Here is a 19,870-nt window from a genome sequence, read left to right on the forward strand (position 1 = left end):
GTTTCACAAGACGCTGGCACTGAAGGGCCTGATCAACCCGCCAGGCGTACACAGTCCCTGAGAGGTTTACTGCGAGAGCCTCTCGGGGACTTCTTGTTTTCCGGGTTGCTGTCTGGCTGCTCCACCCGTGCGCTTGGTGCCCACCCCGCACCCCGGCCTAGAATATCCCCATGATTAACGTGCTGGCCGTCGATACCTCCACCAATTACGTCACCTGCGGTGTTGTTCAGGTCTCCGCGAACGGCCAGGTGCGCGTGCTCACCGAGCGCCTCGTGGATAACGTCCGCGGCCACATGGAGCTCCTCGCGCCCAATATTCAGGCCTGCTTGACCGAGGCGAAGCTGTCCCCTCGCGACCTGCACACCGTCGTTGTGGGCACCGGCCCGGGGCCATTCACGGGGCTGCGGGTAGGTATGGCTACTGCTGCTGCTTTTGGTGACGCCCTCTCGATCCCCGTCCACGGCATTCCCAGCGCGGCCGCCACGGCCTGGGAGCACGCAACCTCCCAGGTCGGATCGAAAGCCTTCGGCGACTACCTGATCGTCTCCGATGCCCGGCGCCGGGAGTTCTACCACTCGCGTATAAGTTTCTTCCCGGGGTCGGCAGGGCGATTGTGCTCTGAGGTGCAGGTTCCGGCGTCGGTTCACTCTCCCGACGTGGTGCGGGATATCCAGCAGGAACTCGACCGCTGGCCTTTGCGGGTGCTAAGCGCTTCCGCGGTCGCGGACCAGGTTCAGGAGCTTTTCGGGTCCCTGGAGAATTGCCAGGTGGAGAGCCTGGATGCCCATCCCACGCCTCGGGGACTAGTGCTTGCGGCGCTGGAATCCCTCGGTTCCGTTCCGGGACTGTTGGCCGACGCGCCCGCACTCCGCGCGCTCTACCTGCGCCGCCCGGATGCACAGGAGCCGAAAGCAAAGGCGATTTCTAAGGCGCTGGACTTCTCCCGCGTGCAGGAGTTGGGCGTCCAGGAGGAAAAAGCGGGTCAGAACAGCGCCTTCGCAGTCGACCCTGACATCGCCGGTGTAGACAGGGAGGCCAATGGCCAAGCTGCCCGGGTCCGCCTGCTTGCGCCCACCGACGCACCCGTCTGCGCGGACATAGAGCAAGTCCTCTTCCCCGAGGATTCCCCCTGGTCCGCGGAGGCCTTCGCCAGTGAGATCGCCGCGCCGCATACCCACTGCCTCGGCCTGGAAGTCACCGATTCCACGAACGCGCCTCAGCTGGTCGGCTATGCCATTCTCGCCGTCGGCGGCCCCGCCCAGGATCCGGAAGGGGAGATCCACACCATCGGCCTCCTCCCCGAATTCCAGGGCAGTGGTCTATCCAAGCTTCTGATGGATCCGCTCATCGCCGTCGCCGATCGCCTGGGCGCCCCGGTATTCCTCGAGGTGCGCACCGACAATCAGCCCGCCGTCGGCCTATACGAACGCTACGGCTTCACCATCGAGGGCACGCGCAAGGCCTACTACCAGCCCTCTGGTGCCGATGCCTTCACCATGGTGCGCCCTGGTCCTATTGATGACGCCACCCCAGCTTCAGAAGCTGACGCCTCAGAGGGCGGTGACCAGGGGCGGCCGCGCTACATCATGGGCATCGAGAGCTCCTGCGATGAGACCGGCGTGGGGATCGTCGCTAGCACTGCCACTGATGATGGCGACACGGCGCAGCTAGAGATCATTGCCAACCAGGTGGCTTCTTCGATGGAGCAGCACGCCCGCTTCGGTGGAGTAGTCCCGGAGATCGCCTCCCGCGCGCACCTCGAAGCAATGCAGCCGACCATGCGGGCCGCCTTGGCGGAGGCACGCGAGCGCGTCCCCGGTTTCCGCATCCCGGACGTGGTGGCCGCGACGGTGGGCCCGGGTCTGGCCGGAGCGTTGCTGGTCGGCGCGGCGGCCGCGAAGGCTTACGCCTTGGCATGGGAGGTGCCGTTCTACGGAGTGAACCACCTGGGCGGGCATGTGGCTGTCGGAACTCTCATAGAGGATGTCGCAGAGGGAGCCGGCGCCAGCACCGGCACTGACAGAGACCTCAGCAACGCCATTGCCCTGCTAGTTAGTGGCGGGCACACGCAGATTCTGCATGTCACTGGCGCGGGCGCGCCGATGGAGGAACTCGGCAGCACGTTGGACGATGCCGCCGGCGAGGCCTACGACAAGGTCGCCCGACTGCTGGGACTGGGGTACCCCGGCGGGCCGGTCATCGACCGTCTGGCCTCCCGGGGTAACCCGCAGGCCATTGCGTTTCCCCGCGGAATGATGCGACAACAGGATTCACGCTACGACTTCTCGTTCTCCGGCCTGAAGACCGCTGTCGCCCGATACGTGGAAACTGCGGATCGGGAGGGTGCAACCATTCCCATTGAAGATGTGTGCGCTTCCTTCCAAGAGGCAGTGGTGGACGTCCTCGTCACCAAGGCCTTGCGCGCCTGCGAGGATAAGAATGCCCGCGTGATGCTGCTCGGCGGAGGTGTTTCTGCGAACAGACGGCTGCGGGAAGTAGCGGCCGAAAGGTGCGGAGAAGTGGGCGTCGAACTAAAAATCCCGCAGGCAAAGCTCTGCACCGACAACGGCGTGATGATTGCGGCACTGGCCGCGCGACTCGTTGCGGCAGGGGAGGAGCCGAGTGGTTTATCGACGCCGACTGACCCTTCGCTGGACGTGGAAGAGCCTGTCCTGCGCAATCCCTAATTTGCTGGCAAAATGTGGGGTGCCTATGTAAAAAGCGAAAGCCTTTCATCAAGTATCCATCAAATATCTAGGAGCTCACAATGGCACGCAGCATGCTGGTAACGCCCGACCTACAGGCGAAGGAACTCGACATCGAACTTTCGGAGGCCGCCGACGTACTGGGGGGTAGTGCACAGGATCGCCTGCACGTCGTTTTCGTGGAGAGTGGCCTGACGGTTGCTGCTGTTTATTCCTCCGACGCGCGTAAGGCTGAAAACCCGGAGCCGAACCCACTGGCTTCCATGGGGCGCAAGGAACAGGAAACGGGCGATTCCGCCTTTATCTCCGACCCGACCCGCGCGATCCTCGGCCCGGTTCTGTTCGTGGGTGACGAGGGCGCGGACCTGACGGACGAGGACATCGAGTCGATCCACAACGGCATTCGTGCGGTAGAGAATTACAAGGCAGATAACGCCAAGGACTACCAGCTCTGGCACGACGCAGTGATTAACCTGACGAAGGGTATCTAACGCCGGGGGTTTGTTGAGCGTTAGCACTTGCGAGGGTAGAGTGCCAGATAGGTTGTTTGACTCACAGTTGTTCACCCGCGACGACGGCTGTATCTGGAAAACCAACCGGCACAACAGTTCACAAGAGTGAAACCCTACAGCTCGAATACACGGAGGTATTCAATCGTGGCTAACGTCAACATCAAGCCCCTCGAGGACCGCGTTCTCGTGCAGATCGTCGAGGCAGAGACGACCACCGCATCCGGCCTGGTCATCCCGGACTCCGCAAAGGAGAAGCCGCAGGAGGCAACCGTTATCGCAGTAGGCCCCGGCCGCTGGGCAGATGACGATGACCGCATCCCGATGGATGTTAAGGAGGGCGACACCGTCGTCTTCTCCAAGTACGGCGGCACCGAGCTGAAGTACAACGGCGAAGAGTACCTGCTGCTGAGCCAGCGCGACATCCTGGCCGTCATCGAAAAGTAAGCAGGTAGCTGCATGTCGAAACTCATCGCATTTGATCAAGAAGCCCGTGAAGGGCTGCAGAAGGGCGTAGACGCCCTGGCGGACGCGGTGAAGGTGACCCTAGGCCCGCGCGGCCGCAATGTCGTGCTGGACAAGGCCTTCGGTGGCCCGACCGTAACCAACGATGGCGTGACCATTGCACGCGACATCGACCTGGCGGATCCTTTCGAGAACCTGGGTGCCCAGCTGGTCAAGTCCGTAGCTATCAAGACCAACGACATCGCCGGCGACGGCACCACCACCGCCACCCTGCTGGCGCAGGCTCTGATCAACGAGGGCCTGCGCACGGTGGCTGCCGGTGCCAACCCGATTGCCGTGAACCGCGGTATCGCGGAGGGCACCGAGCGTGTTCTGGAGCTGCTACGCGAGATGGCACAGCCCGTTGCTGACAACGCGGCCATCGCCAACGTTGCTACCGTTTCCTCCCGTGACGAGAAGATCGGCGCCATGGTTGCCGATGCTTTCGACAAGGTGGGCAAGGACGGCGTGGTGACCGTTGAAGAGTCCCAGTCCATCGAAGACGAGTCCATCGTCACCGAGGGTGTGTCCTTCGACAAGGGCTACCTGTCCCCGTACTTCGTCACGGATCAGGAGACCGGCCACGCTGAGCTGGAGAATCCGCTGATCCTGCTGGTGCGCGAGAAGATCTCCTCTCTGCCGGACTTCCTGCCGGTGCTGGAGAAGATCGCTAACTCCGGCAAGCCGCTGCTGATCGTCGCCGAGGATATCGAGGGCGAGCCGCTGCAGATGCTGGTGCTGAACGCGATCCGCAAGTCCCTGAAGGTAGCAGCGGTGAAGTCCCCGTACTTCGGTGACCGCCGCGCGGCGTTCATGGACGACCTGGCCATCGTGACCGGCGGTACCGTGATTGACAGCGAGCTGGGCCACAAGCTCTCCGAGACCACTCTGGAGCAGCTGGGCTCTGCCCGCCGCGTGAACATCACGAAGGAAGAGACCGTACTGGTCGACGGTGCGGGTTCCGCAGAGGCAGTGGAGCAGCGACGTAACCAGATTCGCGGCGACATCGAGCGCACCGACTCTTCTTGGGATAAGGAGAAGTTCGAGGAGCGTCTGGCGAAGCTGTCCGGCGGCGTAGCTGTGATCCGTGCCGGTGGCGCTACCGAGACCGAGGTCAACGAGCGCAAGCTGCGCATCGAGGATGCCATCAACGCTGCCCGCGCTGCTTCCCAAGAAGGCGTTATCGCCGGTGGCGGCTCCGCGCTGGTGCAGATCGCCGCCGAGATCGAAGAAATGTCCCGCCAGGCGGAAGGCGACGAGAGCATCGGCCTGCGCTCCCTGGCACGCGCGCTGCGTCGCCCGACTTTCTGGATCGCCGACAATGCTGGCCTGGATGGTGCTGTTGTGGTTGCCAAGACCGCTGAGCAGCCCAATGGCTCCGGTTTCAATGCCGCCACCCTGGAGTACGGCAACCTGCTGGAGCAGGGCATCATCGATCCGGTAAAGGTGACCCACTCCGCTGTGGTTAACGCCACCTCTGTCGCCCGCATGGTGCTGACGACCGAGACCGCTGTGGTGGATAAGCCCGCCGACCCAGCCAAGCAGGCTGGTGCCCACGCAGGCCACGTGCACTAGTCATTCTGACTAGGCGCCTGGTCTCTGTGTCTGGTCGCTGTGCTTGGCTACCCGGCGGGTTAGCCAGGAACAAAGCGGGGGATGCTTCCCATTGTTTTGGGAAGCATCCCCCGCTTTCCTTTTTAGGAGGCTGCGCGGCGACCGCGGTTGCGCGAGGTGGGGCGCAGGATAGCGTCTCGCTCAGATTCGCTGAGGCCGCCCCAGATGCCATAGGGCTCGCCAACGCTGAGTGCGTGGCTGCGGCACTGCTCAATGACTGGGCATTCGCGGCAGATAGCCTTGGCGCGGTGCTCACGCATGGCGCGGGCGCGGCCACGCTCGCCGTCCGGGTGGAAGAAGACGGAGGAATCGGCGCCGCGGCATGCGCCGTGGAGTTGCCATTCCCAAGTCGAAGAAGCTGGTCCCGGAAGTTGGCTGGGCTGTGGCATTAGGTGGAAACTCCTCGTGAAAGTAAAGATGCTCACTTGTAGTGACGTCAGAGAGGTTCCAATCCTTAGATGAACTTTAGGTAACGAGGGAGTGCCCTAAGAGTATCTAGAGTCCGCACTAATGGAAGTTGATTACGTTTCCATATGCTTTCACCTGCACTAACGCCCTTAGTTGAACAATGGATTAACTTGTTCTGCGCCACGCCCAGATTCCCCCAAAGGGGGGTTAGGCTGGGCTCTTAGCTTTGCTCGACTTCACAGCTGGAGCACAGGTGATGCCCGAAAAAGCTGCGGGGCAAGCTGTATATATATGAATATTCTTGGAAAAAATGGGAACATGTTCTGAACGTGCGCAATTGCATGCACGTGAGGAGTAATGGATAGTTCAACCCAGGTTGATGAAGACGTTCGAAGGTATAGCGGAGTAAAAACGATGGCTGCATTGTGGGATGCGGATGAGGAGATTCAGGATCTCCTTCCAGCGGCCATTGCTCAGGATCGGCGCGCTGTGAACCGGCTAATAGAACTTGTACACCCTAAGGTTGTCGTGTTCTGCCGTGGCAAGTTGGGGATGAACTCTTACCCGACGCCCGATGATGTAGCCCAGGATGTCTGCATCGCAATCGTTAAGGCGTTGCCGCGCTATGAGGATAAAGGCGCCCCTTTTATGGCCTTCGTTTATCGCGTGGCGCGGAATAAGGTTACTGACGCCTACCGTGCGCAGCAGCGGGACATGTCCGACCCTGCGGATGAGCTGCCAGAGGAAGAGTCTTTCGAAGAATCCCCTGAACAGGTGTATTTGAGCCAGGATGCCTGTAACGATTTTGCAAAGAAGCTCGATATCCTAAGTGAGAAATCAAGAGAAATCCTTATTCTGCGCGTTATTCACGGTTACTCCGCCGAGGAAACTGCGGAGATTGTAGGCTCCAAGCCCACTGCCGTCCGCGTTGCACAACACAGGGCAGTGGCGAAGTTGAAGAAGCATGGAATCATCACAAGCTCCTAGAGTCCTCCTGACAGGGCGCCTAGGAGCTGCGCCCCGGCTAGTGGATAGCGCGTGTGGCGTGGAGGCGAAGTCAGGGTATAAATTGTTAGCTACCGCCAGGTAGCGATCAGAACGAAAAGAGCTTAGCGCTATGGCACAGAATGACGACACCCAGGGATACGAGGAGAACTTCTCCTCGATCCTGGATCTCGATCGCATTCTTGACGCGATCGGGCAGGGGAAACCCATTCCGGAGACCGAGAGCTTCGACGCTCATGATCCGGTTTTCGCAGAGCTTGCTAACGCACGTAAGGATCTCTACCGCGATATTCCGCCTGCGCCAGATATGAGCCATCTCGTTGCCGATGACGGCAATGTTGCGTATGGCGATTTTGGCGCGCAAGAGGAATCGGGGGAGTCCGCCGAGGGGAATTCTCGCTTCCTGCGTGCTGGTGCAAAGGCCGCAGCGGCCGGGGGGCTTTCTGTTACCAGCATGCTCATTGCAGGTGGCGTAGCTGCCGCTCTTGCCGTGGGTGGACTGGGGTACGCGGCGTACTCCAACTCGCACGATCCGCACATCAATCGTGAGACAGCAGCCAAGGAGGGCACTGCTGAGGTGCAGAGCCTCGAGGGTTCCGGTGACGGGGTAGCCGGCGGACGAGGTGGCGTCACCAACGAAGAGAACCTTGCGGAAGGTGACAAGGGCGAGCGCGAAGAGAAGGTCAGCAGTAAGCGAAGCCCCAAGAATGAGCCGAAGAAGACAAGCGCGGCGAGCTCGTCGGCACCCAAGGCAACGGTAGCGGAGATTCCGACGACGACCATCCTCCTGGGTGGAACGGGCACCCCGGTTCAGGGTGCCGAGCCGGCAATGCCGTTGGGAGCTCCCGGGCCGACCAGCACCGTTGACGGGACGACGACCACGAAGTCGCCTAAGCCGACCAGCACGTCTAGCGCTGTGCAAAGCACCACCGTGCCCGCGCAGCCGAAGGTGCCGACGCTCACTGACTACACGGCGCCGCGAGCCGGCGGTAGTGATGAGCCAGCAGACAAATAGTTAGCTGCTTGCTTTAAGGGCCGCTGACTGTTCGGCCTGCAGGCTATTTGCCCCACATAAATGGTGGGCGCAGGCCGTGGAGCGCGAAATCGATCGCGTCCGCGTAGCCGAGGCAGTAGTCCCACGTCACGTAATCGTGAGGATTCGGCTGTGCGGATGGCTCATGTACGGGGACGAGCTCGTTGTTCAGCATCGTCTGAATGTTGGACTCGATGATGTCCCAGTCGTAGAAGTGATTCTCTTCGCAGTCCTCGCACAGCATCGCCACGCCCCGCACCCCGCGGGGTTCTAGAAGCTTGCGGAAATCCCGAACGTTCTTCAAATCCTCCCGTAGAGCCTGAACCTCATCGGGTGACAGCGGCGGAACGGACTCATCAAACTCGTCGGGATCCAGGAACGACGCTGGGTCGTTTGGGTCATCGGCGAAAGGGTCCGGCGGCATCTGATCGTGGTTAAAGCTCACACAAACACCGTACCCTGTGGCCGGTGGTAGAGGACAACAACGCCAACTGCCTACAAACTGCGGGATGAAATGACTACAAGCTGCGGGATGAAACGCTGATAAACTGTGGGATGAAATAGCTACAATCTGCGGGATGTGAATAAAGTGCCTGGTAAAGAAGCTGTAAATTACCTGCCGAGGGTCGAAGACGAACGACTCAGGAGCGCCCTGGCGCGTGCCGGTGGGGTGCTAATCGAAGGGCCTAAAGGCTGTGGCAAATCTGCTACGGCAAGGCAAGTTGCAGGCAGCCTCGTGCAAGTGGACACGGATCTCAATCTAGAGACACAGCTCAATACCCTTCCGGACCTGGCGCTGCAGGGTGAAACCCCGCGCGTTTTTGACGAATGGCAGGAAGAACCCCGACTGTGGAATCTGGTGCGGCACGAGATCGATCGGCGGCAAGCCCCGGGGCAATTCATCCTTACGGGTTCAACGGCGCCGGGGGAGGAGAATTCCCGCCATTCAGGAGCCGGCAGGATCGCGCGGCTGCGGATGCAGACCTTCAGCTTCTTCGAGTCTGGGCATTCAAACGGGGCTGTCTCCCTGGCGAAGCTGGTGGAAGAAGGAGGACTAGCGCACAATAACGAAACTGTGCTGGACGTGCGAGAGATTATTGATCGTATGGCCCACGGTGGGTGGCCCGGGAATAGACACTTTTCCACGGCCGCAGCGCAAGAGAACCTGCGTAGCTATGCCGAAACGGTAGCGCACGTAGACATTAATGTCACCGACAGTAGGCGCCGGGATCCTGTGAAAGTTCAGGCACTCCTACGTTCCCTTGCGCGTGGCGTAGGGACGGAGCAGTCCATCAGTGCGATCGCTACAGATATAGACATTGATCGAGCAACCGCCAGCGAGTACCTCACCGCCCTGCAGCGCATTTTCATTGCCGAAGAACAGCGCGCCTGGTCCTCACATTTACGCTCGCGTGCCAGCCTGCGCAAGGTTCCAAAGCGCCACCTTGCAGATCCTGCATTAGCCGCAGCAGTGCTAGAAGCGACTCCGGGGAAGCTATTGCAGAACCTCGACTTCACGGGGCAGATGTTCGAATCCCAGGTGGTGCATGATCTGCGCGCGCTTTCGGGCAGGCAGATCTTCCACGCTCGCGATGCATCCGGGCTCGAGGTGGATGCAGTTTTCGAGATGGCGGGCAAGACAGTGTTGGTGGAGATCAAGTTGGGGCAAAGCCCCCAAGTGCTGGACAAGGCTGCCCAGAACCTACTGGCCTTTGCTGACAGGTTTACGTGGGACACACCCCCGCTTCTACTAATTGTTACAGGGGGCAACTTGAGCGTTCAGTTGCCAAGTGGTGTATTCGTCACTTCGCTGGCGCACTTGGCGCCGTAGCTCGAACCACGTCGCGCGCTACCCGACTACTCAACCCCGGCAAACAAAAAGGCGCATCAAAGGGTTATTCTGTAGTACATCAGCGACAAGACGGCGAAAACTCCCCTGGCAATCTCGTCCGGGAGGGTTTGGCTACCAGCAATTTCTAGAGGAAGGTCGGGCAACCGTGACGAACCCTGAGATGAACGCGAAAATCTACCCAGTTGCCACCGGGGGTGACGATCCCAACAAGGTTGCCCTGGTCGGCCTGACTTTCGACGACGTCCTACTGCTGCCCGCCGCATCCGAGGTGATCCCTTCTGGCGTGGATACTTCCACCCAGTTCACCCGCAACATCAACCTGAACATTCCGGTGGCTTCCGCCGCGATGGATACCGTCACCGAGGCTCGCATGGCCGTCGCTATGGCTCGCCACGGCGGCATCGGTGTGCTGCACCGCAACCTGTCCATCGAGGATCAGGCGCAGCAGGTGGAGATCGTCAAGCGCTCCGAAGCTGGCATGGTCACCGACCCGGTTACCGCGTCTCCGGATATGACGATTCAGGAAGTAGACGACCTGTGCGCCCGCTACCGCATCTCCGGCCTGCCGGTCGTGGATGACGAAGGCGTGCTGGTCGGCATCCTCACCAACCGCGACATGCGCTTCGAGACCGACTTCAGCCGCAAGGTCTCCGAGGCCATGACCCCCATGCCACTGGTCGTCGCCCAAGAAGGCGTGTCCGCCGAAGCCGCCCTGAGCCTGCTGTCTGAGCACAAGGTAGAGAAGCTGCCGATCGTCGATGGTGCTGGCAAGCTGACCGGCCTGATCACCGTCAAGGACTTCGCTAAGCGCGAGCAGTACCCGCTGGCAGCCAAGGATTCCTCCGGCCGCCTTCTGGCCGCCGCCGGCATCGGTACCGGCGAGGACGCATGGACCCGCGCAGGCAACCTGGTGGACGCCGGCGTGGACGTCCTGATTGTCGATACCGCCCACGCACACAACCGCGGCGTGCTGGACATGGTTTCCCGCGTGAAGAAGGAATTCGGTGACCGCGTGGACGTTGTCGGCGGCAACCTGGCCACCCGCGAGGCAGCACAGGCAATGATCGAGGCCGGCGCTGACGCCATCAAGGTCGGTATTGGCCCGGGTTCCATCTGCACCACCCGCGTCGTCGCGGGCGTTGGCGCCCCGCAGATCACCGCCATCATGGAGGCATCCGTCCCGGCCAAGAAGGCTGGCGTGCCGATCATCGCCGACGGAGGCATGCAGTTCTCCGGTGACATCGCCAAGGCGCTGGCCGCTGGGGCGTCCACAGTAATGCTTGGCTCCATGCTCGCCGGATCGGCCGAGACCCCCGGTGAGATCGTGACCATCAACGGCAAGCAGTACAAGCGCTACCGCGGCATGGGCTCCATGGGCGCCATGCAGGGACGTGGCCTGACCGGCGAGAAGCGCTCCTACTCCAAGGACCGCTACTTCCAGGCGGATGTGAAGTCCGAGGAGAAGCTGGTGCCGGAAGGTATCGAAGGCCGTGTGCCGTTCCGCGGCTCGATCAGCTCGATTCTGCACCAGCAGGTCGGCGGCCTGCGCGCTGCTATGGGCTACACCGGTGCGGCCACGATCGCGGAGCTGCAGAATGCGCGCTTCGTGCGCATCACCGGCGCGGGCCTGCGTGAATCCCACCCGCACGACGTGCAGGGAATCATGGAAGCGCCGAACTACAACCCGAACCGCTAAAGCACGCCAGCTTAAGCACGCTAAAGGAGCACGCCCTTCATGCAGGAATACGTGGACATCGGACGCTCGCGCACCGCGCGCCGGGTGTACGGCCTGAACCAGATCGACATTGTGCCGTCGAGGCGCACCCGCAGCTCGCACGATGTGGATACGTCGTGGAAAATCGACGCTTATTCCTTCGACATCCCCGTGATGACGCATCCGACCGACTCGATCGTCACTCCCGAGTTCGCCATCGAGTTCGGCCAGCTTGGCGGCCTGCCGGTGATCAACGCCGAGGGTCTGTGGGGGCGCGTGGATGACCTGGACGCGGCCCTGCGCGGGGTTGTTGAAGCTGCCCGAAAGGCCGAGGCTTTCCTATTCGAAGAGCAGGGGAGCGACGCCACCTCGGTCCCAGATCTCTACGGCGCCAACGCGGAGCTGCAGCGCCTCCACGCGCTGGAACTGAACGTGGACCTGCTGCAGGAGCGCCTGGACAAGGTGCGGGAATCCGGCGTGCGCTTCGCCGTCCGTGTGTCCCCGCAGAACGCCCGTGAGCTCGCGCCGGTACTGATCAAGTCCGGCATGGACCTGCTGGTGGTCCAGGGCACCCTGGTCTCTGCCGAGCACGTACACCGCGACGGCGAGCCGCTGAACCTGAAGGAGTTCATCGGCAGCCTGGACATCCCGGTGATCGCCGGTGGCGTGGTGGACTACACCACCGCCATGCACCTGATGCGCACCGGTGCAGCGGGCGTGATCATCGGCTCCGGCCACACCACCAACAACGAGTCCCTGGGTATCGACGTGCCGATGGCCACCGCCATCGCCGACGCGGCTGCGGCACGCCGCGACTACTTGGACGAGACGGGTGGCCGCTACGTTCACATCATCGCCGACTCCTCGCTGCACAATTCCGGTGATGTAGCCAAGGCCATTGCCTGTGGCGCGGATGCTGTCTCTCTGGGGCTACCCCTGGCCACCGCAGCCTCCGCGGGTGCGCCGAACTGGTATTGGCCGTCCACCGCGGGCCACCCGAAGCTGCCACGTGGCCTGGTGGAAGAGGTAGGTCTGGGCGAGACACAGCCACTGGAAGAGCTGCTGTTCGGCCCGACCACCAACCCGATCGGTGGAGAGAACATCATTGGCGCTCTGCGTCGCTCGATGGCCAAGTGTGGTTACACGGACATTAAGAGCTTCCAGAAGGTCGACCTGGTCGTCCGTTAGTACAGAAAGAACACAACTGATTCGAATGAAGATTTCCCAGTGGTGGCAGCGCACAACTGAACGGCTGCCGATGCAGCTGGCGGTGCTGTCGTGGGCGTCAATAATAATCGGTGTGATCGGCATCATCGCCACGATCGTGGTCTACCTGGGCTACCAGCCGCAGCATGGCGACGAGACCGTGAAGATGAACGTCGGCGCGACCGGTGTGATGGTGGGGCTGTACTTTTTTGCCTTCGCGCTGTTCGGAGCGATGATTATCCAGGGGCGTACGTGGGGTTTGTCGGGGCTGGTGCTCACGCATGTCACGCTGGTGTTCATCACAGTCACGGTGATTAAGGCGGGTGTGTTCTGGCTCGCGTCGATCTTCGGCGTGATTGCTGCGGTATCTCTGGCCCTGATTTTCTCCCCACCGTCGATGGATTGGTACAAGCAGCGCTTCGTGGACGGACGGAGCTAGTAAGCGACCGGTGTGCTCCCTGGCGCGCAGGTGCGTTAGAGTTAGGGGCGTGACTCAACAAGACCCAGCTGCCGCCGCTCCACGGCCCGTACTTGTCGTGGATTTCGGCGCGCAATACGCACAGCTCATTGCCCGCCGGGTGCGCGAGGTGAACCTGTACTCCGAGGTCATCCCGCACACCATGTCCGCCGACGAGGTCGCCGCGAAGAACCCTGCGGCTCTGATCCTTTCCGGTGGCCCTTCTTCTGTTTATGCAGATGACGCCCCTTCGCTTCACCCCGAACTGTTGGAGTTGGGGGTGCCGGTATTCGGCATCTGCTACGGCTTCCAAGCAATGACCCAGGCCATGGGCGGAACCGTGGCAAAGACCGGCCTGCGCGAGTACGGCCGTACCGAGCTGCAGATCCAGTCGGAGGCTGGCGTGCTGCACGAGGGCATGGGGGATAGCCAGCAGGTGTGGATGAGCCACGGCGACTCCGTCTCTGAGGCGCCGGAGGGTTTCACCGTGACCGCCCGCACCGAGGGTGCGCCGGTGGCTGCTTTCGAGTGCCCGGAAAAGCGCATGGCGGGCGTGCAGTACCACCCTGAGGTGCTGCACTCCCCGAAGGGGCAGGAGGTGCTGCGCCGCTTCCTGCTGGAAACCGCTGGGCTGGAGCCGACGTGGACCGCAGGCAACATTGCCGAGCAGCTGATTGAGCAGGTGCGCGAGCAGGTCGGCGACGAAGGGCGCGCGATTTGCGGCCTTTCGGGTGGCGTGGATTCCGCCGTGGCTGCTGCGCTGGTGCAGCGCGCGATCGGCGACCGACTGACTTGTGTGTTCGTCGACCATGGTCTGCTGCGCGCCGGTGAGCGCGAGCAGGTGGAGAAGGACTTTGTGGCCGCCACCGGCGCGAAGCTGGTGACGGTGGACGAGCGCGAGGCGTTCCTGCAGAAGCTGGCTGGCGTGACCGAGCCGGAGGCTAAGCGTAAGGCCATCGGCGCAGAGTTCATCCGCTCTTTCGAGCGCGCCGTTGCGGGCGTGTTGGCCGATGCCCCGGAGGGATCCAGCGTGGACTTCCTGGTGCAGGGCACCCTGTACCCGGACGTCGTGGAATCCGGCGGCGGCTCCGGCACCGCGAACATCAAGAGCCACCACAACGTCGGTGGCCTGCCGGACGACGTGGAGTTCGAACTGGTGGAGCCCCTGCGCCTGCTGTTCAAGGACGAGGTTCGCGCGGTGGGCCGCGAGCTGGGCCTGCCGGAGGAAATCGTGGCACGCCAGCCGTTCCCGGGTCCAGGCCTGGGTATCCGCATCATCGGTGAGGTGACGGAGGAGCGTCTGGAGACTCTGCGTGCTGCCGACGCGATTGCCCGCGCTGAGCTTACTGCCGCTGGCCTGGACGACGTGATCTGGCAGTGCCCGGTGGTGCTGCTGGCTGACGTGCGTTCCGTGGGCGTGCAGGGTGATGGCCGCACCTATGGCCACCCGATTGTTCTGCGCCCGGTATCCAGTGAGGACGCGATGACGGCCGACTGGACCCGCATTCCTTTCGACGTGCTGGAGAAGATCTCCACGCGCATCACCAACGAGGTGGAGGAAGTAAACCGCGTGGTGCTGGACGTCACCAGCAAGCCGCCGGGAACCATCGAGTGGGAGTAGAAGCGGTTTCGCTCTGTCTTAGAGATTTTTTAGAAGAAACTTCCGAAATACTGATTTTGCTACGCTAACTAGGCTAAGCTGTGCGTTGTCGTTACTTGCAGTGCTCTGCACGTTTTGCGGCAGTCTGTTCTGTTCTTTCCTAGAAAAGGTATTTCCTCATGGCTTCTAAGTTTGTTCGTAGCGCAACCGCCATTGCCGCAGTATCTGCATTGGCTTTCGGTGGTGTGAGTGTTGCATCCGCTGCTCCGGCTGGCTCCCTGGGAGGCCTGACTGGCTCCCTGGGTGGCAAGAAGGACCTGGATACCCCGGAGGGGGACAGGGTGAAGCTGGGTAACGTCGGTGGTCCGGCCTTCAACGTTGACCTGTACAAGCAGATTCACGGTGCGACCACCGTGGCTCCGGGTGCTACCGTCAAGACCCGCATTGAGGTGCAGGGTGTGAAGGGCAAGACCAGCATCAACGAGGTTATTGAGTGGATGCCGAAGGGCTTCAAGCTGGTCAAGGTTGAGCGCATTAAGGGTGGCCTGCTGGGCGACTCTGTCCACCAACTGGGCCAGTCTGAGTACGCCGTGACTCAAAACAAGGACAACACTGAGGTTCACGTCTCTTGGGAGGAGGGCCTGCTGATCAAGCACAAGCCCACCGTCGATACCGCCACTCCGCTGCTGCTGGACTTCACCTGGAAGGCCCCGGAGAAGGAAGGTACTTACAAGAACGGTGCTGGCCTGAAGATCGGCGCTGTTGTTAACAACAACAAGACCTTCGATACCGGCACTCCGATCGTCGTGAAGAAGGGCGCCGCTCCGTCCGGCAGCCTGTCCGGTTCCTCGATCGCTGGCTCCTAATTCAGAAGCTAAAGCCAATTTTTTCGGCCCGCACCCCCGGCATTTTGGGGAGTGCGGGCCGTTTTGTATGCGCGCTGCGTTTCTGCAGCGCTATTTCTTCTTGTTCCTCTTGGCTGTGCCGATTGGCTTGATGTGCGCGGTGCCGTCAATGTGTGGGTAGATAAGCCAGGTATAAGCGCCGGCGATTACCCAGGCGATGGCTACGAGGAGCCACGAGCGTGTGCTGAGTAGCGGGATGGTCATCAGCGCGATCCAGAGCGGGAATAGTGGCGCGACCTGGGCGGCGCTGGTGCGGTAGCGCTCGTCGCGCTTCTCTACTTCTTCACGCACCTTCTTGCGGTACGGGTGGCTAAACGTTAGTAGCAGCGCTGCGCCGACCGTTGTTACCAGCACGATGACCTGAAATCCTGGCGCGAGCGGAGCGGCCATGATTCCCACCGCTAGGCCGAATAACACCGAGGCTATGGCGCGCACGGCGGTCGGTGGGGTGATGACGGGCTCGTTGCGGGTTTCTTGGCTCATGGTTGTCCATATTAGGTGACGCCACATTCCCCGCCCCTTGTAACCTGCGCTTTTGGCTGTTCGTTTGACGCTGTGGAGGGGGAGGGATATATTCAACACAACTTAGTTAGAACATGTGTTCTAATCTGTGTTTGTGGGGCGGAGGGCTGTCCGCAGGTGCTGATAGAACATGCGGTGCTGGTTGCCGTGAGTTGGTTGCAGCGTTTGTTGCACAGGGAAGGGAGGTGAAGGCGATGGCGCAGGTCGAGGCGACGGCGACGATTGCAAGTTTGCGGCAAAAGATGCGGCAGATCGAGGCGAAAAGTGCTGCGGTGGGGGAGGGGGCGTCCCAAATAAAAGAAAGCGTGCGTGTAGCGCCAATGCCACAATGGCTGGCCGGGCACCTACCAGGTGGCGGGGTGGCGCGTGGGCAGGCGACGCAGATATCGGATTGTCCGGCGGTGCTGGTGGATGTGCTGGCGCATCTCACGGCGCAGGGAATGTGTGTGGCGGTGGTGGACTATCCGCGGCTGGCGATCGCGGCAGTGGCGGCCGCGGGTGGTGACGTGGAGAGGCTGGTGTTGGTGCCGGACTCCACTCCACACACGGCGGCGGTGTTAGGCACGCTGATAGAGGGGATGGACGTGGTGCTGTTCGCGGCGGGCAGGCAGGGTGCACAGAGCGTACAGAGCGCACAGAGCGTACAGGGGGTACAGGGTGCACGGGGTATGCAGCGCGGTGCCGTGCCCCCGACATTTGCGCGGCCGGTGGAGGCGCGACTGCGCAAAAGCGAATGTGCCCTATTGGTGTGTGGGCGCGCGTGGCCGCAGGCGAGAATGCACGTGGAACTGCAGGTATGTGGTGTGCTGGGGCTGCGCCGTGGAAGCGGACGGATCCGTGCCGTGGAAGTCGAAGGGCGCGTATGGGGCAAGGCTCAGCCGCCCAGTGCGGTGCGGGCGACGATCGGGGCAGAAGAAGCGATGGGAGCCGAGAGCGCTGCGGAGGTAGGAGAGCAGTGGGCTTAAGTAGGACGAAGGTAAACAGCACAGCGCGGGTGGCTGTGCTGTGGTTCCCGGATTGGCCGGTGTATGTGCAAGCTCAATCGCGGGGATGGGACGTACTGGCACCTGCCGCGGTGATCGCCGATTATCGCGTGTTGGCCTGCAATGCTGCCGCGCGAGCTCAGGGGATCAAGATCGGGATGAAACAACGGCACGCATTGGCGGCATATCCGCAGCTCAACGTCGCGGAGGATGACCCGAGTAGGCAGGCCTCGGTACATGAGGACGTGCTGGCGGCGCTGCAGGACGTCAGCGCAGTGGTGGAGACCTTGCGCCCCGGACTGCTGGCTTTTCCCGTGGACGCTTTGGCCAGATACTACGGGGACGAAGATACCGCTGTGGAGAAGCTGCTGGACGCTGCAGTGCGAGTGCATGCCGACTGCATGGCTGGGGTGGCAGACGACCTTGTGTCCGCAGTGTGGGCAGCACGGCAGGGGAAGAGTATCCCTCCGGGAGGCAGCGCGGCGTTCATCGCGGGGTTGCCGATCAACGTGCTGGGGATAGAACCAGAGCTGCGCGCGCCCGCGCACCTTAGTTCCACGCTGCAGCAGCTGGGGCTGCGCACAATGCGGGACTTCGCGGCACTGCCCCGCGCCGACGTGGCCGCTCGCTTTGGGCAAGAGGCCGTGGAATGGCACCGTATAGCCAGCGGACACGTGGAAAGAGCGGTGGCGCCCGCCCGCCGGCGTGAAGAACCGGAGGTGCGCTATGAGGCCGAGGAACCCATCGCACGCACCGAAACCGCAGCTTTCATCGCCCGTCACGTAGCTACCGCGCTGCACAACACACTTTTCGCCGCGGGGGAGGCCTGCCTGCGCCTGGCCGTGCGTGCCTACCTGGAGCCCCCGGCGAACTACACCGGGCCGACCGTCATCGAGCGGCTCTGGCGCTGCCGCGAGCCCCTATCGGAGCAGGACACCGCCCAGCGGGTGCGCTGGCAACTCGATGGCTGGCTCACCCGACTGCGGGCGGGGGCAGCTGATGGTGGAAACGTGCATGGTGGAAACACGTATGGTGGGGACGCGCATGACGGGGACGCGCATGGCGGGGAAGCAGACTGGGCGGACAATACCGCCGGTGTGACCTGTATCGAGCTCGTGCCCGTGGAGACCGTGCCGGCGGGGAGCCTGGCCACCCCACTGTGGGGCGGGCCGGACGAAGGCATCCGCGCTGCCCGCGCCGCGGCCGGTCGAGCGCAAGCACTGATCGGCATGAACCGGGTACTGCGCCCCATTCACAGGGGCGGGCGTGCCGTTGCTCGACGTATCGCCACTGTGCCCTACGGAGAGGACGACCCGGAGGCTATCACCGCGTTGCCGACCCGCCAGTGGGAAGGCCAGCTGCTGCACCCCCTGCCCGGGCTGATCGGGGCCCCAACCAGCGGGGTAGTCCCGGCCAGCGGGGCAGCTGATACCCATAACCCCAGCGCTGCGCATCCCGCCGCCAGACTGATGCTGCTGGACCGCCACAGTGCCCCCGTCCATGTCACTGGCCGGGGTTTGATGAGCGCGCCTCCGGACACTCTGCGCTGGGGTGCCCGACAGCTCCGCATCACCGGCTGGGCTGGCCCCTGGCCCGTCGACGAACACTGGTGGGCGGAAGGGAAGCGCTATGCCCGGCTGCAGGTCTCGGCACGCGAAGGTACATCGGAATCTGTGCACGCATTCTTGCTGGTGTGCAAAGGAAAGCAATGGCGGATCGAAGCAACCTACTAGCCCCTACGGATTCTTTGTAACTTGCTACCCTGGGAACCATGCCAACAACCAGAAATGCGCAGGCTGGACAGCCAAATTCGGGACAGGTTACCGCCGCTGAGGCCTCCGGCGGAATCTATGCGGATATGTGCTCCCAGCGGACCGACGAGACGTTGCCGGGCACCGCCAAGCCCGGTCGGTTGATCCTCGCTCTCGAGTACGTCACCAATTGGGGACACGACATCCTCGACGGCACTGCGCTGGGGGAGGAACTCTCAAAGAAGATAGAGAAATTCCTCGACGAAAACGGCGCCCAACTGCAGTTCATTCGCAGGCCTGGTCGCGAAGGCCAGCAGCGTGCCGCCAACCCCACCCGGCAGCTCTACATCAGCTGGGCCGAAGGTTATGGCGACGATCCCACGCCCATTCTCGAAAGCCTGCAGGTCTCCGGCCCTGAAGCGCTCCTAGAACTCGACCTCAGCGCCCCCGGCGCAGCTGGTGGCCAGCGCATCGACGGCCCCCTGCTGCTGGTGTGCACCCACGGCAAGCGCGACAAATGCTGTGCCGTATTCGGTCGCCCCGTCGCCGAAGAACTCACCGCAGAATATGGCCAGCTGGTGTGGGAATCCTCCCACACCAAGGGGCACCGCTTCGCACCCTCCATGATCCTGCTGCCTAGCAACTACTCCTATGGCCAGCTCGGAACCGCCGGCGCGCGCAGCATGTTGGAACACGCCAAGCAGGGCGAGCTGTGGCTGGAAGGTTGCCGTGGCCGCGGCCTGTGGGATCCCATCGGTCAGGCAGCCGAACTCGCCGTCGCAGAGAAGATGGCTGGCGAAGGCTACCCCGTCAAGCTGGCGAGCATGCGCGTGAGCAAGCCGGAAAACACAGAGGCCACGAACCCTGATGCAGACTCCGCCACAGAGGTGCGCGTCGTGACCATTGCCCCAGAAGCAGGCACGGATGCTAACCCAGAAGCTGCCGTAGAAGTCGGCTCAGAATCCAGTCCAGAAAAGGAAATCACGGTCCGCTTGCACTCGCGCCCAGGCGGAACCTCCGTTCCCTCCTGCGGTAAGAAGCCCAAGCAGACCGTGACCTGGGTCGCGGAATTCTAAACGCACAACAAAACCCCGGGGCAGTT

Annotated in this window: 18 protein-coding genes; 15 read left to right on the top strand and 3 right to left on the bottom strand. The window is 62.3% G+C overall.

Annotated elements, in window-relative coordinates:
• Positions 1 to 170 precede the first annotated feature (170 nt).
• The 4 genes from tsaD to groL all read left to right on the top strand — a co-directional run bounded on the left by tsaD (position 171) and on the right by groL (position 5,293).
• Positions 171 to 2,687, top strand: coding sequence for a tRNA (adenosine(37)-N6)-threonylcarbamoyltransferase complex transferase subunit TsaD (gene tsaD / locus CRD15_RS05515; RefSeq protein ID WP_187402104.1), 2,517 nt, complete (start codon positions 171 to 173; stop codon positions 2,685 to 2,687).
• A gap of 80 nt (positions 2,688 to 2,767) precedes the next feature.
• Positions 2,768 to 3,196 carry a hypothetical protein gene (locus tag CRD15_RS05520; RefSeq protein WP_034971136.1) on the top strand — a complete coding sequence of 143 codons (429 nt, stop codon included), beginning with the start codon at positions 2,768 to 2,770 and terminating at the stop codon, positions 3,194 to 3,196.
• Between the two features lie 165 nt (positions 3,197 to 3,361).
• Positions 3,362 to 3,661, top strand: a complete 300-nt coding sequence (gene groES, locus CRD15_RS05525; RefSeq protein ID WP_013889160.1) for a co-chaperone GroES — start codon at positions 3,362 to 3,364, stop codon at positions 3,659 to 3,661.
• A 12-nt stretch (positions 3,662 to 3,673) separates the two neighbouring features.
• Positions 3,674 to 5,293 (top strand): chaperonin GroEL, encoded by a 1,620-nt coding sequence (gene groL / locus CRD15_RS05530; protein ID WP_187402105.1) that lies wholly within the window; start codon positions 3,674 to 3,676, stop codon positions 5,291 to 5,293.
• 122 nt (positions 5,294 to 5,415) lie between these two features.
• On the opposite strand, the gene CRD15_RS05535 is transcribed toward groL, so the two are convergent.
• Entirely contained in the window at positions 5,416 to 5,721 is a 306-nt protein-coding gene (locus CRD15_RS05535; protein ID WP_034971141.1) for a WhiB family transcriptional regulator, read from the bottom strand.
• 376 nt (positions 5,722 to 6,097) lie between these two features.
• On the opposite strand from CRD15_RS05535, the gene CRD15_RS05540 reads away from it, so the two are divergent.
• Both CRD15_RS05540 and CRD15_RS05545 read left to right on the top strand, forming a co-directional pair.
• Complete coding sequence (locus CRD15_RS05540) at positions 6,098 to 6,727, top strand: sigma-70 family RNA polymerase sigma factor (protein ID WP_370546845.1); 630 nt, start codon at positions 6,098 to 6,100, stop codon at positions 6,725 to 6,727.
• 130 nt (positions 6,728 to 6,857) lie between these two features.
• On the top strand, positions 6,858 to 7,760 hold the full coding sequence (locus CRD15_RS05545) for a hypothetical protein (RefSeq protein ID WP_187402106.1): 903 nt from the start codon (positions 6,858 to 6,860) through the stop codon (positions 7,758 to 7,760).
• A 43-nt stretch (positions 7,761 to 7,803) separates the two neighbouring features.
• Here the strand turns inward: CRD15_RS05545 and CRD15_RS05550 are convergent, their stop codons facing one another.
• On the bottom strand, positions 7,804 to 8,202 hold the full coding sequence (locus CRD15_RS05550; RefSeq protein ID WP_034971311.1) for a DUF5319 domain-containing protein: 399 nt from the start codon (positions 8,200 to 8,202) through the stop codon (positions 7,804 to 7,806).
• A 156-nt stretch (positions 8,203 to 8,358) separates the two neighbouring features.
• Between CRD15_RS05550 and CRD15_RS05555 the strand changes: the two genes are divergently transcribed.
• From CRD15_RS05555 to CRD15_RS05580, 6 genes are all read left to right on the top strand, one after another.
• Positions 8,359 to 9,609, top strand: coding sequence for a DUF4143 domain-containing protein (locus CRD15_RS05555; RefSeq protein WP_187402107.1), 1,251 nt, complete (start codon positions 8,359 to 8,361; stop codon positions 9,607 to 9,609).
• A 181-nt stretch (positions 9,610 to 9,790) separates the two neighbouring features.
• The gene (gene guaB, locus CRD15_RS05560) at positions 9,791 to 11,326 is read left to right on the top strand and encodes an IMP dehydrogenase (protein WP_034971145.1); all 1,536 of its coding nucleotides are present in this window, start codon (positions 9,791 to 9,793) and stop codon (positions 11,324 to 11,326) included.
• A 39-nt stretch (positions 11,327 to 11,365) separates the two neighbouring features.
• The gene (locus CRD15_RS05565) at positions 11,366 to 12,532 is read left to right on the top strand and encodes a GuaB3 family IMP dehydrogenase-related protein (RefSeq protein WP_034971146.1); all 1,167 of its coding nucleotides are present in this window, start codon (positions 11,366 to 11,368) and stop codon (positions 12,530 to 12,532) included.
• A gap of 25 nt (positions 12,533 to 12,557) precedes the next feature.
• Positions 12,558 to 12,989 (top strand): hypothetical protein, encoded by a 432-nt coding sequence (locus tag CRD15_RS05570; RefSeq protein WP_034971147.1) that lies wholly within the window; start codon positions 12,558 to 12,560, stop codon positions 12,987 to 12,989.
• 49 nt (positions 12,990 to 13,038) lie between these two features.
• A complete protein-coding gene (gene guaA / locus CRD15_RS05575; protein ID WP_187402108.1) occupies positions 13,039 to 14,628 on the top strand; it encodes a glutamine-hydrolyzing GMP synthase in 1,590 nt (529 codons plus the stop codon).
• Positions 14,629 to 14,786: 158 nt separating this feature from the next.
• Complete coding sequence (locus CRD15_RS05580) at positions 14,787 to 15,473, top strand: hypothetical protein (protein ID WP_187402109.1); 687 nt, start codon at positions 14,787 to 14,789, stop codon at positions 15,471 to 15,473.
• A 90-nt stretch (positions 15,474 to 15,563) separates the two neighbouring features.
• Here the strand turns inward: CRD15_RS05580 and CRD15_RS05585 are convergent, their stop codons facing one another.
• Positions 15,564 to 15,995, bottom strand: coding sequence for a hypothetical protein (locus CRD15_RS05585; protein WP_034976979.1), 432 nt, complete (start codon positions 15,993 to 15,995; stop codon positions 15,564 to 15,566).
• A gap of 233 nt (positions 15,996 to 16,228) precedes the next feature.
• Between CRD15_RS05585 and CRD15_RS05590 the strand changes: the two genes are divergently transcribed.
• The 3 genes from CRD15_RS05590 to CRD15_RS05600 are packed head-to-tail and all read left to right on the top strand — an operon-like array spanning position 16,229 to position 19,844.
• Positions 16,229 to 16,999 (top strand): hypothetical protein, encoded by a 771-nt coding sequence (locus CRD15_RS05590; RefSeq protein WP_187402110.1) that lies wholly within the window; start codon positions 16,229 to 16,231, stop codon positions 16,997 to 16,999.
• Positions 17,000 to 17,028: 29 nt separating this feature from the next.
• Positions 17,029 to 18,750, top strand: coding sequence for a DNA polymerase Y family protein (locus tag CRD15_RS05595; protein ID WP_370546847.1), 1,722 nt, complete (start codon positions 17,029 to 17,031; stop codon positions 18,748 to 18,750).
• Positions 18,751 to 18,788: 38 nt separating this feature from the next.
• On the top strand, positions 18,789 to 19,844 hold the full coding sequence (locus CRD15_RS05600) for a sucrase ferredoxin (protein ID WP_187402112.1): 1,056 nt from the start codon (positions 18,789 to 18,791) through the stop codon (positions 19,842 to 19,844).
• The last annotated feature ends 26 nt before the right edge of the window (positions 19,845 to 19,870 follow it).

The organism is Corynebacterium sp. LK28, assembly GCF_014335105.1.
GTDB lineage: Bacteria > Actinomycetota > Actinomycetes > Mycobacteriales > Mycobacteriaceae > Corynebacterium > Corynebacterium macclintockiae.